The 16464-nt window shown below is 67.7% G+C and carries 14 protein-coding genes; all 14 read right to left on the bottom strand.

Features of this window, described 5'->3' with window-relative positions:
• Window positions 1-25: 25 nt before the first annotated feature.
• Entirely contained in the window at window positions 26-1315 is a 1290-nt protein-coding gene (locus KF833_04045; GenBank protein MBX3744458.1) for a nucleotide sugar dehydrogenase, read from the bottom strand.
• Window positions 1316-1369: 54 nt separating this feature from the next.
• On the bottom strand, window positions 1370-2422 hold the full coding sequence (gene rfbB / locus KF833_04040; GenBank protein MBX3744457.1) for a dTDP-glucose 4,6-dehydratase: 1053 nt from the start codon (window positions 2420-2422) through the stop codon (window positions 1370-1372).
• A 59-nt stretch (window positions 2423-2481) separates the two neighbouring features.
• Window positions 2482-3351: a dTDP-4-dehydrorhamnose reductase gene (rfbD, locus tag KF833_04035; protein MBX3744456.1), complete on the bottom strand. Its 870-nt coding sequence runs from the start codon at window positions 3349-3351 to the stop codon at window positions 2482-2484.
• A gap of 87 nt (window positions 3352-3438) precedes the next feature.
• Complete coding sequence (gene rfbA / locus KF833_04030) at window positions 3439-4338, bottom strand: glucose-1-phosphate thymidylyltransferase RfbA (GenBank protein ID MBX3744455.1); 900 nt, start codon at window positions 4336-4338, stop codon at window positions 3439-3441.
• Between the two features lie 6 nt (window positions 4339-4344).
• Complete coding sequence (locus KF833_04025) at window positions 4345-5478, bottom strand: CapA family protein (protein MBX3744454.1); 1134 nt, start codon at window positions 5476-5478, stop codon at window positions 4345-4347.
• On the bottom strand, window positions 5475-6941 hold the full coding sequence (locus KF833_04020; GenBank protein MBX3744453.1) for a hypothetical protein: 1467 nt from the start codon (window positions 6939-6941) through the stop codon (window positions 5475-5477). Before KF833_04020 ends, KF833_04025 begins: the two co-directional genes overlap by 4 nt.
• A 495-nt stretch (window positions 6942-7436) precedes the next feature.
• Window positions 7437-8918, bottom strand: coding sequence for an oligosaccharide flippase family protein (locus KF833_04015; GenBank protein ID MBX3744452.1), 1482 nt, complete (start codon window positions 8916-8918; stop codon window positions 7437-7439).
• An 89-nt stretch (window positions 8919-9007) separates the two neighbouring features.
• On the bottom strand, window positions 9008-9760 hold the full coding sequence (locus KF833_04010; GenBank protein ID MBX3744451.1) for a class I SAM-dependent methyltransferase: 753 nt from the start codon (window positions 9758-9760) through the stop codon (window positions 9008-9010).
• Window positions 9757-10461 (bottom strand): CatB-related O-acetyltransferase, encoded by a 705-nt coding sequence (locus KF833_04005; GenBank protein MBX3744450.1) that lies wholly within the window; start codon window positions 10459-10461, stop codon window positions 9757-9759. Before KF833_04005 ends, KF833_04010 begins: the two co-directional genes overlap by 4 nt.
• Window positions 10462-10520: 59 nt before the next feature.
• The gene (locus KF833_04000) at window positions 10521-11129 is read right to left on the bottom strand and encodes a CatB-related O-acetyltransferase (GenBank protein MBX3744449.1); all 609 of its coding nucleotides are present in this window, start codon (window positions 11127-11129) and stop codon (window positions 10521-10523) included.
• Window positions 11130-11470: 341 nt separating this feature from the next.
• On the bottom strand, window positions 11471-11716 hold the full coding sequence (locus KF833_03995; protein MBX3744448.1) for an acyl carrier protein: 246 nt from the start codon (window positions 11714-11716) through the stop codon (window positions 11471-11473).
• A gap of 86 nt (window positions 11717-11802) precedes the next feature.
• The gene (locus KF833_03990) at window positions 11803-13434 is read right to left on the bottom strand and encodes an amino acid adenylation domain-containing protein (protein ID MBX3744447.1); all 1632 of its coding nucleotides are present in this window, start codon (window positions 13432-13434) and stop codon (window positions 11803-11805) included.
• Window positions 13400-15430 carry a respiratory nitrate reductase subunit gamma gene (locus KF833_03985; protein MBX3744446.1) on the bottom strand — a complete coding sequence of 677 codons (2031 nt, stop codon included), beginning with the start codon at window positions 15428-15430 and terminating at the stop codon, window positions 13400-13402. The genes KF833_03990 and KF833_03985 overlap by 35 nt, the downstream gene beginning before the upstream one ends.
• Before the next feature lie 60 nt (window positions 15431-15490).
• Entirely contained in the window at window positions 15491-16459 is a 969-nt protein-coding gene (locus tag KF833_03980) for an electron transfer flavoprotein subunit alpha/FixB family protein (GenBank protein ID MBX3744445.1), read from the bottom strand.
• Window positions 16460-16464: the final 5 nt, after the last annotated feature.

Here is a 16464-nt window from a genome sequence, read left to right as displayed (position 1 = left end):
GGTGGGGGTGGTGGGCGGGGGTGGGTCAGGCCTTCCAGACCTGGCCGGGTTCGGTGGGGACATTGGCCATGGCGTTGCGGGTATCGACGATGAGGGGGGCCCAGGCGGCGAGTTCGAGGTAATTGACGTTCTGGTGGGCGGTGCTGATGAGGACGCAGTCGAACTGGCTGACGGTGCCGCGGTCCCAGGAGACGCACTGGGTGCCGGCCCAGTGGGGATGTTCGCGGGTGGGTTTGATGACGGGGACGTAGCGGTCGAAGTAGGAGACTTCGGCGCCGCGGCTCTTGAGGTCGTCCATGAGGACGTAGCTGGGGGATTCGCGGTCGTCATCGACGTCGGCTTTGTAGGCGAGGCCGAGGACGAGGACTTTGGAGCCGTTGAGGGCTTTGCGGTGGGAATTGAGGGCGTTGATGACCTGCTGGACGACGAGCTGGGGCATGGCGGTGTTGATTTCGCCGGCGAGCTCGATGAAGCGTGTGGTCTGGCCGTATTCGCGGGCTTTCCAGGTCAGGTAGAAGGGATCGATGGGGATGCAGTGACCGCCGAGGCCGGGACCTGGGAAGAAGGGCATGAAGCCGAAGGGTTTGGTTTTGGCGGCGTGGATGACCTCCCAGATATCGATGCCCATGGCGCCGTAAACGACCTTGAGTTCGTTGACGAGGGCGATGTTGACGCTGCGGAAGATGTTTTCGAGGAGTTTGGTGGCTTCGGCGGCGCGGCAGGAGGAGACGGGGACGAGGGTGCGGATGGCCTTGCCGTAGAGGGCCTGGGCCTTGTCGAGGCAGGCCGGGGTGAGGCCGCCGATGACCTTGGGGATGTCGGCGACGCGGGACTGGGGATTGCCGGGGTCTTCGCGTTCCGGGGAGAAAGCGAGGTGGAAGTCGGTGCCGGCGCGGAGGCCGGAGCCCTTTTCGAGGATGGCGCGGAGGTGTTCGTCGGTGGTGCCGGGGAAGGTGGTGGATTCGAGGACGACGAGCTGGCCGCGGCGGAGGTGGAGGGCGATTTTCTCGCCGGTTTTGAGGATGTAGGAGATGTCGGGTTCGCGATTTTTGTTGAGGGGGGTGGGGACGCAAATGATCACGGCATCGACTTCACGGACGCGGGTGAAATCGGAGGAGGCATCGAAGCGGCCGGCCTGGATTTGTTCGGAGACGGCGGTATTGGGGATGTGATGGATGTAGGATTGTCCGGCCTTGAGGGAGGCGATCTTGGAGGTGTCGATATCCAGACCGAGGACCTTGGTGCCGGCCCGGGCGAACTGGAGGGAGAGGGGGAGGCCGACGTAGCCGAGACCGACGATGGCGATGGAGTTCATGGGGATGGTTGCTTGGGAAAGGGAGTGGGGGCCGGGATGCGGCGGGTCGTAGAGTTATCGGCAGGCCTTGGCGGATGCTTGAAGCGCGGAGCGCACCCAGTCCTGGTGATCGAGGTACCAGCGGACGGTCTCGCGCAGGCCGACATCAAAGGTATGGGCCGGCTTCCAGCCAAGCTCCTTTTCGATCCTGGAGCAGTCGATGGCATAGCGGCGGTCGTGTCCGGGGCGGTCCTTGACGAAGGCGATGAGGTTGCGGGAATGGCCGCCGAGGTCGGGGCGGAACTCGTCGATGAGGTCGCAGATGCGCTCGACGATGCGGAGGTTGGGCCATTCGTTCCGTCCGCCGACGGTGTAGGATTCGCCATTGCGCCCGTGTTGGAGGACGGTCCAGAGGGCGGAGGCGTGGTCGGCGACGTAGAGCCAGTCGCGGACGTACTGTCCGTCGCCGTACACCGGAATGGGGCGTCGTTCGAGGGCGGACTGGATGACGACGGGGATGAGTTTTTCCGGGAACTGGCGGGGGCCGTAATTATTGGAGCAGTGGGTGAGGACGGAGGGGAGGCCGTAGGTGCGGTGGTAGGCTCGGACGAGCAGATCGCTGGAGGCCTTGCTGGCGGAGTACGGGGAGTTGGGGGCGTAGGGGGAGGATTCGGTGAAGAACTGTCCGGGACCGAGACTGCCGTACACCTCGTCGGTGCTGACGTGGTGGAAGCGGGGGGAGGGGCCGGGGCGAGGGCGCAGTTGACCGGGGGCGGAGAGCCAGGCGTCGCGGCAGGCTTCGAGGAGGTGATAGGTGCCGAGGATGTTGGTGTGGATGAAGGCGTCGGGTCCGGCGATGGAACGGTCCACATGGCTCTCGGCGGCGAGGTGCAGGACGTGGTCGATGGCGTGATCGAGGATGACGCGGCGGACTTCGGTTTTTTCGCGGAGATCGACGGGTTCGAAGGTGTAACGGGGATCGCGATCGAGGCCATCGAGGTTTTCCGCGCGGCCGGCGTAGGTGAGACAGTCGAGGTTGACGAGGCGGGTGATTTCAGGCTGGCGGAGCAGGTGGCGGAGCAGGTGGCTGCCGATGAAGCCGGCGCCGCCTGTGACGAGGAGATTCATGAGGGTATGGGAAGGTGTGGCCTCGTGGAGTCTGGGCCGCCGGGCGATCCGATGGGGGATTACCGTTCCAAGGCGAGGGCGAGGGTGTGGTCCCAGGGGGGGAGACGGAGGCCGAAGGTGCGATGGAGTTTGGTGCAGTCGAGGACGGACCAGGCGGGCCGGCGGGCGGGGGTGGGGTATTCGGCGGAGGGGATGGGATCGACGGCGAGGCAGCGGCGCTCGGATTCGGGGAGGCGGGCGACGATGGCTTCGGCGAAGCCGTGCCAGGAGGTGTGGCTGGAACAGGCGAGGTGGTAGAGGCCGGAGAAGGCGTCCGGGTCCGGGCTGTTGGTGGCGGTGTGGAGGGCGAGGGCGGTGGCGTCGGCGATGGGGCGGCACCAGGTGGGGCTGCCGAACTGGTCATGGACGACGCGCAGGCGTTCCTGTTCCCGGGCGAGGCGTTGCAGGGTGAGGAGGAAGTTGCGACCGCGAAGTCCGTACACCCAGCAGAGCCGGAAGATCAGGTGGCGTCCGTTGGCGGCCTGGACGGCGAGGTCCCCGGCCAGTTTGGAATGGCCGTAGTGATTGACCGGGCCGGCGGGGTCGGATTCGGCGTACGGGCGGGTGGTGGTGCCGGGGAAGACGTAGTCGGTCGAGTAATGGACCAGCCAGGCGCCGCGTAGCCGGGCTTCCTCGGCGAGGAGGCCTGGGGCGATGGCATTGATGGCGGTGGCGCGGTCGAGGTCGGATTCGGCCTGGTCCACGGCGGTGTAGGCGGCGGCATTGATGATGGCGCCGGGTTGGGCGCGATCGAGCCAGTGGCGAATGGTATCGGGCCGGGCGAGGTCGATTTCCGGGAAGTCCACGGCGATCAGGTCGGTCCAGGGGGCGAGGCTGCGTTGGAGTTCCCAGCCGACTTGACCCTTGGCGCCGATGAGGAGGACGCGCATGCGAAGGTGGAATTTGGGGGACGAAGGTGGTGCGAGGGAAGGGTGGGCTTCCGGAGTCCGGCCTTCCGGGTCTGGGGAGGGGTTCGACTAGGGGCTTTGGGTGTGGCCGGGTGAGGGTTCGCGGCGGGCCTCGGAGAGGAGGCCTTCGAGGTAGGTGCGGTATTCGCAGAGGGGGAGGTGTTCGAGCAGGGAGGCGAGGGCGGGTTCGGGGAGGAAGCCGCGGCGGAAGGCGGCTTCCTCGGGGCAACCGATTTTGATGCCGGTGCGGCGTTCGATGGTTTGCACGTAGGCGCTGGCTTCGTGGAGGCTGGTGCTGGTGCCGGCATCGAGCCAGGCGAAGCCGCGGGCGAGGCGATGCACGCGCAGGCGTTGGCGATGGAGATAGGCGAGGTTGACGTCGGTGATTTCGAGTTCGCCGCGGGCGCTGGGGCGGAGGGCGCGGGCGATGGCGAGCACCTCGTTGTCGTAGAGGTAGAGGCCGGGGACGGCGTAGCTGCTGCGGGGGTGACGGGGTTTTTCCTCGATGGAGATGGCGCGGCCGTGGGGATCGAATTCGACGACGCCGTAGCGTTGGGGATCGTGGACGTGGTACCCGAAGATCGTGGCGCCGTCGCGGAATTCGGCGAAGGCACGTTGGAAGGTGTCGCCGCCGTAGAAGATGTTATCGCCGAGGATGAGGGCGACGGGGTCGTTGCCGACGAAGGAGGCGGCGATGAGGAAGGCCTGGGCGATGCCTTCGGGGCGGGGTTGTTCGCGGTACTCGATGGAGAGGCCGAGACGGGAGCCATTGCCGAGGAGTTGCTGAAAGCGGGGGAGGTCGGCGGGAGTGGAGATGAGGCAGATGTCGCGGATGCCGCCGTCGATGAGGGTGGTGAGCGGGTAGTACACCATGGGTTTGTCGTACACCGGCTGGAGTTGTTTGCTGGCGACGAGGGTGAGCGGGTAGAGGCGGGAGCCGGCGCCACCGGCGAGGAGGATGCCTTTCATGGGGGATCAGACGAGGCGGCGGTCGAAGAGGGTTTGGAGGGCTTCGCGATGGGTTTCGCAGGAGACCAGGTTGCGGGCGCCGGCGAGGCGGCGGGGGCCGTAGAGGAAGCGTTCGAGCCAGCCTTTGCGGTTGAGGCGTCGGAGGATGCCGCCATGGCCGAGGAAGGAGCTGATATAGCCGTGGCGGCGTTTTTCGCAGAACTCGACCCACTGGGCTTCGACAAGGGCATCATTGGCGAGGTTGGCGGAGCGCGCGGCCAGGGTTTCCAGGAAGGCGCGGGCCTGGTCCCCGGGCATGCGACGGGCGCCGGGGACGGGGTCGGACTGGGTGAAGGGGAGGAGGTCCATGGTGGACGGGCCCTGGTCGGGGATGGCGAGGCGGACGACGACGCCCTGGTGGAAGGATTTGAGGGGGCGGTAGAGGGCTTCATCCATGACGAGGGCGCCCTGGCCATAGACAATGTGGCCGTCCTGGTAGAGTTCGTGTCCGCCGAGCATGTGGGGGTGCTGGACGATGACGGCGTTGGCGCCCATTTCGACCATGAAGCGGCAGGTGTCGCGGATGCGGGGGGTGGGGGCATGGAACTCGGCCGAGCCGTGGACGAGGACGATGAGGTAATCGAAGTCGGCGCGGTGCTCGCGGACGTTGCGGACGAAGTCGATGAGGTCGATGGGATTGGCGCCCCAGGAGTCGCGTCCGGCGATGGAGAACTCGTGTTCGGCGACGGCGAGGAGGCCGATGCGTTTCGAGCCTGCCTGGCGGATCAGGATGCGGCGGGCGGCCTGACGATTTTCGCCGGCGCCGACGGTGTGGATGCCGGCGCGGGCGCAGGCTTCGAGGGTGCTTTTCAGGCCGGCGGCGCCGTGGTCGAGGATGTGATTATTGGCGAGGCAGAGGGTGTCGATGTGACCGGCGCGGATGGCCTCGATGCAGGCGGGGGGGGCGCCGAAGGTGGGGCCGGTTTTGAGGATCGGGGAGGGGGCTTCGATGAGGGGGCATTCGAGGTTGGCGACGACGAGGTCGGCCTGTTTGAACTCGGGGAGGAGATCATGGAAGAGGCTGTCGGCGTCGGCGCGGAGGAAGAAGGGGAGGTTGCCCTCGATGGGGCAGATATCAGCGGCGATCAGGACGGTGGTCATCGGGGGGAGTAGGGGGGAGGTGAGGCGTGGCGGTCCCACATGGAGCGGACGAAGGGTTCCCAGGCGTTGCCCTGGTGGGTGTGGCGGGCGCGGTCATCGAGGTTGAACCCCGGGTGATGCCTCATGATTTCGAGGCGGTGATCGCGGTCGTTGGGATCGGTCATCCATCGGTCCACGTAGTCGAAGAAGGCGGGGTGATCCCAGGCTTGTTCCGCGCGGAGGAGACGGAGGGTGAGGGCCTGTCCGACCCAGGAACTGCTGGTATTGGCGCGGCGATAGGCTTCGCTTTGGCGCTGTTGGGCGGTCCATTGGGAGGGGTGAAGATGCTCGTAGGGACCCCAGTGGGGGCGTTCGGCGGTGCCGGAGGCGCGTTGGATGCCGGAGTGGCCGGCGAAGAGGGCACGGGCGCCGGTCCAGCCTTCGCCGTAGAGGGTCTGGTTATCCTCGCCGAACTCGACCTTGGGGAAGGTGCGGGAGGGGGCGGCCATTTCGGGGTCCCCGAGCAGGAGCCCGGCCAGGACGATGGGAAACTTCCGGCCGCTGCCGTGTCCTCCCCAGCCGGGCCAGCCGCGGTGGCCGTTGCGGACGAGGCCCCAGTAATCGATGCCGACCTGGACCATGCGGATCATGAGCTGCTCCTTTTTCGCGGGGTCGAGATCGAGCATGAGGAGGAGGCCACCCATGGACTGGGCCTGCCCGACCCATTGGCCGTAGTGCGGCATGTTCTCCATGGGTTGATCGAAGCCAAAGAAGCAGGTGTTGATCCAGGGGCGCTCGAAGACCCGGAGCCAGACATCGAGGTCGGGGGTTTCCGGCGGGGGCGGCAGGCGTGGAAGAAGGTCGCGGCGCAGGTTGCGGCCGAGATAGATCCTCGCTTCTGAGTCGCCGTAGGAGGGGCGGAAGGCGTCGGCAGGCTGGGCTTGGGCGAGGCAGGTGAGGACGGCGGCGACGCGGATGGGGCTGTTGTCGTGGTGTTCGCGGGAGCCGCGACCGCCGTGGTAGGGGAAGTTGGGTTCTTCACCGACCTTGAAGCTGATGGTGGAGACGAGGCGATCGCCGGGCTGGAGACGGATGGGAGGGACGGCGAGGAGGTCGGGTTTGAAATAGTTCCGGACACCGCTGTCGTAGGCGACTTCGGGTCGGGCAGGAGGATTGCGCATCGAGCCGTTCCGGACCCAGGTGGCATTTCGGACGCGGGCTTTCTCGCGGGTGCCGAGTTCGGATTCGGGGACCTCGGGGCCGACGAGGGTCCTGGGGTCGAGGGCAACGACGGTGACGGGGCCAACGACGTAGAAGTCGCCGTTGATGAAGCGTCCGACGGGAACATCGCGATCGAAGGTCCAGGTGATGCCGTGCTGGGAGACGGAGCGTTGGGGGGTGGTGGGGGCGGGGCCGTGGGGGAGCGCGGCGGGTGCAGTGAGGGCGCTGAGGAAGAGAATCGCGAGAGTGGGGAGGGGGCGCATTTTTCCTGGGGGGTTGGGGGTATCGTACTCGTACTCGTACTCGTACTCGATGGCGATTTGAATGAGCGGGAAGGAGGTGGGTGCTTTGGGGTGTCGAGGACGAGTACCGCCCTACGGGCTGAGTACGAGGATTGAGGGGGGAGCAAGGGGTTGAGGACTCGCGGAGCTCGTCCCTCCGATTCGCTGGTTTCTAACCGATAACCAGGGAATGCGCCGGGCCCAAAGGGGACGCTCGAAAGGGTGCGCCTGTGGGTTCGAGGGACGGGATCTGCGACCCCTGGCGGGGTCGTGAGCAAGGTGGGACTTCTGACCGGGGGTCGAACCCGCGGAGCCGGGCTCGACCCCCGGCTAATCTCTGGAAACCCTGCGGGTTTCTGGGACCCCATCGAGGGTGCTGGAAGGGGTGCGCCTGTGGGTTCGAGGACGAGTACGAGTACGGTGATGGTGGGGAAAAGGGGTGGTTGAGTGTTGGGATCGTGCTCGTGCGCGATGGCGTCACGGGGCGGCGGGCTTTGGGGGGAAGAGGAGGGATTTCCAGCCGCGGGCGCGTCCCCGGCGCCAGGCGAGGAGGATCTGCTGGCGGGAGGCGGGAAGGATCAGGAGGACGGCGACGGAACCGGTCAGGGCGGCGGCGATGCCGAGGAGGAGCATGACGGGCATGGGCCAGGGTTGGTGTTCGAGGGCAAGGTGAAGGGCGCCAGCGGCGGCAATGATGAGGAGGACGAGACCCGACGGGACAAGGGAGGTGGCGAGGGGGACGCCGTCGCGGCGGGAGAGGCGGCGGAAGGCGACCCAGCAGGCGACGAATTCGCCGAGGAGCCCGACAGCGGCGATCATCCAGACGGGGTCGCGAAGGAAACCGATGGCGAGGGCGGGGAGGAGGGCGACGCCGCCGGAGAGATTGGAATAGAGTTCGTTGACGGAGTCGCCCTTGGCGATGGCAGCGATGGCCGTGGCGCGGCGGACGTTGCGGAGGGCATTGGCGGCGGCGAGCCAGGCGAGGAGGAGTCCGGCGCCGGCGTATTTGGAGCCGAAGGCGAACTGCATCAGGGGTTCGGCGGCGACGATGAGGCCCATGGCGTAGGCGGCGGAGAAGGCGCTCATGAAGGCGAGGATGAGGCGGTACCGGCGTTCGAAGACGGCGGGGTCATCCTGGGCCTTGGCGAGGACGGGAAGCATGACCGAGGCGAAGACGCGGCTGAAGAGGAGGATGGGGGCGAGGGCGAGCGAGGCGGCGGCGGCGAAGGCGGCGAGTTCCTCCATGGGATAGAAGGTGGCGACGACGAACTGGTCGCCACGCATGACGGCGAACATGAGGAAGCCGTTGAGGATGAGGGGCCAGCCGAAGCGGAGCATGCGGGTGACGTATTCGCGGTGGAACAGCCAGCGGTAGGGGCGTTCGGCGAAGAGGAAGGACCCGGTCCAGCTAAGGAGGGCCTTGAGGACGAGGAGAAGAAGGACGGAACGGTAATCGCCGAGCCAGACGGCGACGGGCCAGGCGAGAGCGGTGATGACCAGTTGGGGGCCGGCTTCGATCCAGGTGGCGGGTCCGAAGCGCATGGTCCGTTCGAAGCGGCGGACATCGAGGTGCCCGAAGCCGTGGAGGAGGGGGATGAGGGCGAGGGCCAGGAGGGCGGTGGCGTGCTCGCGGATGCCGAAGAGGTGGGCGATGGGCCATGCGAGGGCGGCGATGAGGGCGCAACTGGCGAGGGCGGCGACGCCATGAAGGAAGTGGGCGGCGGCGAGGAATTCGGGTTCGTTGCCCTCCTTGTCCCGGACGAGGAAACGGGCGATGCCCATTTTGGCGGAGACCTCGAGGAGGGTGATCACCATGGCGAACGTCGCCGCGATCCCGAAGTCCGCCTTGGGGAGGGCCCGGGCGAGGATCATGTTGCGGATGAAGGACGCGGCGAAGCCGAGGCCTTCGCCGAGGGCGACGACGGCGGAGCCTTTCAGGGCCGAGCGTTTGATTCCCATGGGGGGAAGGTCAGGTGTGGGAGAGGCGTTGCGGAATCGGGTGTCCGAGGGCGGGACGGGTCGGCTTCAGGGAAGGCGGACGGGCGGGGTCATCCGGCGGAACTTTTCGATTCCGGTTGGGACGGGGATTCCGGTGCGTTTGAGGGAGACGGCTGGTCGGGGGTGGGGGCCGGGAGTTGAGGGGAAGGGGCAGGTGCGCGCCTGGCGGCGAGGGCGACGATCTGGGAGCCGAAGAACTCCTGGAAGAGTCCGAAGGTCACGGCGTTGAGGGCGATGTAGCGGCGTCCGGTGATGAGCATGCGGTGCCGTTCCACGGTGAAGCCGGCCTCCTCCAGCATGCGGTAGCAGGAGCGGCGGGTGAAGAAGCGGAGATGGGTGCGGTCCATGATGCCCGCCTCGCGGTATTCCCACTCGCCGCGAACGATGACATCGCGGAGGACGCGCCAATGGCGGACGTTGGGGACGCTGCAGATGAAGCGGCCGTCGTGCTTGAGCCAGCCGGGGATGCGGGCGACGACGGAGTAGGGGTTCTTGAGGTGTTCGAGGATGTCGCCGCAGAGGACGTAGTCGAAGTGCTGTCCGTAGGGGAGGGACATTTCCTCGATGTCGCCGCAATGGACCCTGGCGTAATGCCGGGAGGCTTCTTCGGCGGCGGTCGGGAAGATCTCGACGCCGATCATTTCGGAGGCCTTGCCGGTCTCCATGAGTTTGCGTCCGACGGCCCCGGAGCCGCATCCGAGGTCGAGGATGACATGGGGGCCGGGTTTGATGAGGGCGACGATGGAGGGGCGGTCGCGGTTGTAATAGATGGCCGCGGCGGTGTTGTGGGCGTCGTTGATCATGGGGAGGAGGGATGGGAAGGGGGTGCGGGGATCGGGTGGGCTGGCGCGTCGGGTTGGGTGCTGAGCAGGGTACGGAAGCGATCGGCCTGGGCGGCGAGTCTGGAGGGGGAAAGTTCCCACCAGCGGGAGGCGAGGAGTTCCTCGATGACGGGTTTCGGGTAGCGGTAACCGATCACGCGGGCGGGGAAACCGCTGACGATGGCGTAAGGGGGGACGTTGGTATAGACGACGGAGCCGGCGGTGACGATGGCGCCTTCGCCGATCCGTTCGGCGGGGGGGAGGAGGATGGCCTGGTGACCGAGCCAGGCGCCGTGGCCGATGACGAGGCGGCCCCACGACACGAGGTCCGACTTGACGATGCCGGCGGCGGGGTTGTCAAAGAAGCCGCTGGTGGACTTGGTGTAGATGGTGTGGTTGCGGGTGAAGGTGCGGACGGTTGAGGCGACGGAGACGTAGCGGCCGAAGGCGGTACCGACGTGAAAGACCTTGGGGTGGAGGCGGCAGGGGCCGGCCGTGTGGAGGCCGACCTCGACGCGATGAAAGCGGCGGAAGATTTCGCGGAGGGTGAGGGAACGGGCGGGGCCACCCTCGAGGGTGAGAGCGAGTTGGCGCAGGGCGCCGCGGATGGATTCGACGCCCAGGCGCGGGTAGAGCCGGAGGGCGAGGCTGGAGAAGACGGGGGTTTTCCTTCCTTCGTTCACGGGGAGGGGGGCAGGGGCTGGGAGGGAGGCGGGAGGCGGGAAGGGGCAAGCGCGGGGCCTCAGCGGAGCGGGCCGCCTTCGAGGGGGACGCGGAACTCGTCGATGGAGCGACCGAGTTCGGCGAGGCTTTTGTTCCACCATTTCGATTCCAGGAGTTCCGCGATCCTGGGTTTGGAGAAGCGGAACTTGACCACGCGGGCGGGGTTGCCGGTGACGATGGCGTAGGGAGGGACGCAGGACTGGACGACGGAGCCGGCACCGATGACGGCGCCGTCACCCACTTCGCGAACGGAGGGGAGGATGATGACGTTGTGCCCCATGAAGACGTCGTTGCCGATGCGGAGACCGGCGGGGGTGCCGGCGCCGGGAGCGGCGGGGGAGTCGTCGAGGGCTTCGTCGCCGTAGAGGTCGTGGAGGAGTCGGGAGTTCCAAGGGCGATCGTGGGACAGGGCGCGAACCGTGTAATAGATCGAGCAGTAGCGGCCGACGGTCGTGCCGGGGAGAAGATTGCCGGGAGGGACGTGGCAGGGGCCGACGGTGTAGAGGCCGACGTCCACGCCGTGGAAGGTGCGGAAGAGGTCGCGGATGGTCCGGGAGAAGGCGCCGCCGCGCTCGGCGCGAAGGACGAGGCTTCTAAGGGAGGAGCGGACGATGCCGTTGCGGGTCATCCCGTAGAGGGCGGGGACGAGACGGGCGCAGAGGGCGGAGCGATGACCTTCGGTGGGGAGGGGATCGGGAGGCATGGGTGAAGGATGAGGGGCAGTGCTGGGCGGACTCGCGGGGCTCGTCCCTCCGGGAACAGGGGACCGGCGGCGGGGTGGGTGGATTGGAGAGGGATGAGGGGGCAGTGGTGGGTGGACTCGCGGAGCTCGTCCCTCCGGGAAGAGGGGGTCGGCGGCGGGGTGGATTGAATGGAGAAGGACGAGGGGGCAGTGGTGGGTGGACTCGCGGAGCTCGTCCCTCCGGGAAGAGGTTCCTCCGGGGAGAGGGTGGCTGGCGGCGGGGCGGGTTACTGGGACTGTTTGGAGGCGACGAAGCGGGCGATGTTTTCGAGGTTGCCGAAGTTGTCCTCGCCGAGTTCGCCATCGCCGATGCGGACACCGAAGCGTTCCTCGAGGAAAGTGATGAGGCGCAGGGTGCCGAGGGAGTCGAGGGTGCCGTTGGTCATGAGGGGTTCCTGGGGGTCGAGGGACGGGCGTCCGTCGGTCAGGATCTCATGGACGATGAACTGTTCGATTTCGCTTTGGATGTTCATGGGAAGGGACGTTTACGGGAATCGGGATGCACGGGGGGAGATACGATTCGGGATGCTCGATTCGTCATTCGCGATTCCCCCCGGGATCAGGGGCGGGTTGGAGGAACGGCAGGCCGTTGGGTGGCGACGGCGTTGAGGGCGGTGCGATCCACCTTGCCGGTGGAGGTCTTGGGGAGCTGGGCACAGATCTCGATGCGTTCGGGGACCATGTATTTCGGCACGTGGGTGGAACAGAAGGATTCGAGTTCCCTGCCGGTGAGGGTGGAGCCGTCGGCGAGGACCACGTAGGCGCGGAGTCGGTTGCCGAGGAGGTCGTCGGGGATGGCGATGACGGCGGCCTCCTTGACCTGGTCATGGCGGTAGAGGGCGGTTTCGATTTCGCCGAGTTCGATGCGGTAGCCGCGGCACTTGACCATGTGATCGCGGCGTCCGACGTAGAGCCAGTTCTGGCGGTCGGGGGCGAGGGTGACGATATCGCCGGTGCGGTAGGCGGGGTCGGGGTAGAGGGATTGGAGGGGGCTCTGGACGAAGGAGCGGGCGGTCTTTTCGGGGTCGCCCCAGTAGCCTTGGGCGACGCAGGAGCCGCGGGCCCAGAGTTCGCCTTCGATGCCGGGCTCGACGATGCGGTGTCCGTGGTCATCGAGGGCGAAGACCTCGACATTTTCGCAGGCGCGCCCGATGGGGACGGGGGCATCGCCGCGTTCGGGGGCGACGTCGTCGGGGGCGACGCGGTAGTAGGTGCAGACGTTGGTTTCGGTGGGGCCGTAGAGGTTGTAGAAGGCGGCGTGGGGGAGGGTCTGGACGAGGCGGCGGAGGTACTTCATGGGGAAGACCTCGCCGGCGAAGAGGACGCAGCGGAGACGGGAGAGGTCGTGTTTGGCCATGCTGCCGTAGTTGAGCATGAGGGAGAGGATGGAGGGGACGAGGTAGGTGATGGTGACCCGTTCGTCCTGGAGGAGGGCGACCAGTTTGACCGGCAGGGCGGCGAGGTGTTCGCCGACGAGGATGATGGTGCCGCCGGCCTGGAGGGTGGCGTAGAGGTCGAAGGTGGAGAGGTCGAAGTGGAGGGGGGCCTGGCTGGTGACCCGGTCCTCGTGGGTCATGGCGAAGGTCGTCTGGCACCAATTGAGGAACGTGAAGATCGTGCGGTGGGAGATCATGACGCCCTTGGGGGCGCCGGTGGAACCCGAGGTGTAGAGGATGTAGGCGAGATCGGTTTCGATGGCCGGGTACTCCTCGACCGCCGCGTCATCGAGGGACTGGAGCGACTCCCAGGACACGACGTCCCAGTCGGGCGGGGCAACTGTGGCGGCGGGGTCGGACGGGCTGGTGAGGAGGGCGAGCCGGGTGGGGGCACCTTCGGCGGCGAGGTCGGGGAGGGCGGCGAGTTTGGAAGGGGCGGTGAGGAGGGCTTTGAGGCCGCAGTCGCGGGCGATGTAGGCGAGGCGGCGGGCGGGGGCGTTGGGGTCGAGGGGGACATAGACGGCTCCGGCCTTGAGGATGCCGAAGACCGAGATGACGGAGGCGAAGGATTTGTGGACGTAGATGCCGACGCGGTCGCCGCGCTGGATGCCGCGGTCGCGGAGGGCGCGGGCGACGCGGTTGGTGAGGCGGTCGAGTTCGGAGTAGGTGAGGCCCTGGCCGTCGATGCGGACGGCATCGCGATCGGGATGACGGGCGGCGCTACGGGTGAGCAGGTGGGAGAGGAGGCAGTCCATGGGAGGGCGGCTGACGTTGGAGAAGGATTTCGGCGATATCGAGGACGGCCATGCCTTCGGCGGGGCCGCCGCGGGCGACGGCGTCGGACATCATGTTGAGGCAGAAGGGGCAGGCGGTGGCGAGGGTTTTGGCGCCGGTGGCGGCGGCCTCGGCGGCGCGGAGGGTGGAGACGCGCTGGGCGGGGGGGTCATCGAACCACATGCGTCCGCCGCCGGCGCCGCAGCAGAAGGTTTTGGAGCCGCAGCGGGGCATTTCCCGGAGCGGCTGGGAGGGGGCTTGGAGGACGGTCCGCTGGGCTTCGGTTTCGCCGTTGACGCGGGCGAGGTAGCAGGGGTCGTGGAGGGTGACGGGGTCGGAGGATGGGGTGTCGCCCGGGGAGAGGCGTCCGGACTGGAGCAGTTCGGCGAGGAGCTGGGAATGGTGGTGGACGTGGTAGGTGCCCTCGAACTGGGGGTATTCGTTCTTGAGCGTATTGAGGCAGTGGGGGCAGGAGGTGATGATTTTCTTCACCTGATGGCGGTTCAGGGTTTCGACATTCCCGCGGGCGAGGAACTGGAAGAGGAATTCGTCGCCGAGGCGCCGGGCTGAATCCCCGGTGCAGCGTTCCTGTTTGCCGAGGACGGCGAACGAGACACCGGCCCGCTGGAGGAGCTGGACGAGGGCGCGGGCGACTTTCTGGGAACGGGGATCGAAGGCGGCGGCGCAGCCGATCCAGAGGAGGTAGTCGGCGTTGGGGTGGGATTCGACGGTGGGGACGGAGAGGCCGGCGGCCCAGGCCATGCGATCGGACTCGGGGCGGCCGTAGGGATTGAACTGGCGCCAGGTGACCGAGAGGGCTTTGGCCGGGGGCCCGGCGATCTGGCCTTCACCGACGAGGTTGCGGCGGAGGTCGCCGATCAGATCGACGTGGCCGATGAGGACGGGGCATTCGTGGACGCAGGCCTGGCACATGGTGCAGGCCCAGAGGGTATCGGGGCGGATGACGCCGCCATGGAGCGGGCTGGCGTTGGGGGCGGCCATGGCGGCGCGAAGATCCACGACGACGGCCTTGGGGGAGAGGGGTTTTCCGGTGGCCCAGGCGGGGCAGGCATCCTCGCAGCGGCCGCATTCCATGCAGGCATCGAGGCTGAGGAGTTGCTGGCGGTTGAAATCGGTGATCTGGGCGACGCCGGTCTGGCCGCTGGCCTCGACCTCCTCGATGGAGATGGGGGCGAGGGCGCCGGGATGGCGTTCGGGCCGGAGGGCGAGGTTGAGGGGGCCGGTGAGGACGTGGAGGAAGCGGGTGACGGGCCAGGCGACGAAGAGGCCGGCGACGAGCAAGGTATGGATCCACCACATCCAGAGGTGCCAGGTGCGGGAGGTTTCGAGGTCGAGGCCGCGGAGGAGGGTGAGATCGATGAGATGGCCGATGACGGACCAGCGGGCGATGGCGGGTTCGACTTCGGTGTAGCGGAGACGGAGGGCCTCGAGGAGGAAGCCGGTGATGCCGAGGGCAAGGAGGATGGCGAGGACGAGCCAATCGCTGCGCTGGTGGCCGAGACTGGCGGGGCGGATGGCCCAGCGACGGTAGAGGGCGAGGAGACAGCCGACGCAGAGCGCCACGCCGAAGACGTCCATGGTCAGCTCGTAGAGCAGGTAGTAGGTGCCCTGGTGGAAGTTGACCGGGCCCTGATCGGCGATGGCGAGGAGGGTGGTGCCGATGGTGAGGACGACGAAGCCGCTGAAGAGGAGGATATGGAGGACGGCCCCGAGGGATTTGCGATGGACGCGTTTCTGGGCGGCGGCATAGACGGCGAGGCGGCGGATCCAGACGCGCCAGTCGCGTTCGAAGCCGCCCGGGCGTCCCTGCCACCACAGCCGGGCCCGCCAGGCGACGCGCCAGGCAAGGAAGCCCATGCTGGCCAGCATCAGGGCGTAGAATGCGAGGCGCATCCACGGCGAGATGTTGCCGAAGACCTCGCGGGTCGGTACGGCGTTGGCGAGGAAGGCATCCATGGGGCGGGTTTGGGGGCTCGACGGGAACCGATCTGAATGGGGGAGGCCGCCTGCGGGCGACTAACGGGGGCCGAGGCGGGCGAGCAGGTCGGGAACGATCTGGTGGAGGTCGCCGACCAGGCCGTAGGTGGCCACCTGGAAGATGGGGGCTTCGGGATCGCGGTTGATGGCGACGATGACGCGGGAGTCCTGCATGCCGGCGACGTGCTGGATGGCGCCGGAGATGCCGATGGCGAAATAGAGTTCGGGGGCGACGACCTTGCCCGTCTGTCCGACCTGCCAGTCGTTCGGGGCCATGCCGCCGTCCACGGCACCGCGGGTGGCACCGACCGCGCCGCCAAGGGCGTCGGCGAGGCCGCCGATCAAGCGATCGAAGGCGGCGGCATCACCGAGGGGCCGACCGCCGCTGACAACGACGCGGGCCTCGGTGAGGTCGGGGCGGCCGGAGGCGGGTTGGGAGCGGGAGACGAACCGGGTGCCGGAGGGAAGGGAACCGGCATCGACCGGGAGGGGTTCGACGGGGGAGGGAGAGGCGGAGGGATCGGGGGTTGGGATTGGGAAGGCGGTGCCGCGGGCGGTGAGGACGAGGCGGTCCCCGGTCACGCGGACGGTGGCGCGCTGGCTGCCGGCGCTGAGGGGGCGATGGAACACCGGGCCGTCGTCGCGGGATTCGAAGGCCATGACGTCGGTGAGCATGGGGGCGTCGAGGAGGGCGGCGACGCGGGGGAGGACATCCTTGGAGAAGGTGGAGGTGGTGCCGAGCAGGTGGGTGGTGGTCCAGGAGGAAGCGGCCTGGGCGACCACGGCGGCGTACCGATCGGCGAGGGGTTCCTGGAGGGCGGGGTGATCGGCGGTGAGAATCCGCGAGGCGCCATAGGAACGCAGGGCGGCGGCGACGTCGGTGATCTGGGAACCGAGGACCAGCAAGGCGTATTCGCCGCCGAGGGCGCGGGCGAGGGAGACCGCGTGCAGGGAGGCGGCGCGGGGCTGGCGTCCGTCGTGTTCGATGAGGATGAGGCTTCGGGTCATGGGGC

It is taken from the genome of Verrucomicrobiia bacterium (genome assembly GCA_019634625.1).
Taxonomy (GTDB): domain Bacteria; phylum Verrucomicrobiota; class Verrucomicrobiia; order Limisphaerales; family CAIMTB01; genus CAIMTB01.
Note: the sequence above shows the minus strand (reverse complement) of the source record. Positions and strands in the feature narration are given on the sequence as shown.

Coding starts and splice junctions, on each gene's coding strand:
- KF833_04000 (MBX3744449.1), bottom strand. CDS start 11,129: ATGACCCGCAACGGCATCGTCCGCTCCTCCCTTAGAAGCCTCGTCCTT.
- KF833_03980 (MBX3744445.1), bottom strand. CDS start 16,459: ATGACCCGAAGCCTCATCCTCATCGAACACGACGGACGCCAGCCCCGC.
- KF833_04020 (MBX3744453.1), bottom strand. CDS start 6,941: ATGCGCCCCCTCCCCACTCTCGCGATTCTCTTCCTCAGCGCCCTCACT.
- KF833_04045 (MBX3744458.1), bottom strand. CDS start 1,315: ATGAACTCCATCGCCATCGTCGGTCTCGGCTACGTCGGCCTCCCCCTC.
- KF833_03985 (MBX3744446.1), bottom strand. CDS start 15,430: ATGGATGCCTTCCTCGCCAACGCCGTACCGACCCGCGAGGTCTTCGGC.
- KF833_03995 (MBX3744448.1), bottom strand. CDS start 11,716: ATGAACATCCAAAGCGAAATCGAACAGTTCATCGTCCATGAGATCCTG.
- rfbA (MBX3744455.1), bottom strand. CDS start 4,338: ATGAAAGGCATCCTCCTCGCCGGTGGCGCCGGCTCCCGCCTCTACCCG.
- rfbD (MBX3744456.1), bottom strand. CDS start 3,351: ATGCGCGTCCTCCTCATCGGCGCCAAGGGTCAAGTCGGCTGGGAACTC.
- KF833_03990 (MBX3744447.1), bottom strand. CDS start 13,434: ATGGACTGCCTCCTCTCCCACCTGCTCACCCGTAGCGCCGCCCGTCAT.
- KF833_04015 (MBX3744452.1), bottom strand. CDS start 8,918: ATGGGAATCAAACGCTCGGCCCTGAAAGGCTCCGCCGTCGTCGCCCTC.
- KF833_04010 (MBX3744451.1), bottom strand. CDS start 9,760: ATGATCAACGACGCCCACAACACCGCCGCGGCCATCTATTACAACCGC.
- KF833_04025 (MBX3744454.1), bottom strand. CDS start 5,478: ATGACCACCGTCCTGATCGCCGCTGATATCTGCCCCATCGAGGGCAAC.
- rfbB (MBX3744457.1), bottom strand. CDS start 2,422: ATGAATCTCCTCGTCACAGGCGGCGCCGGCTTCATCGGCAGCCACCTG.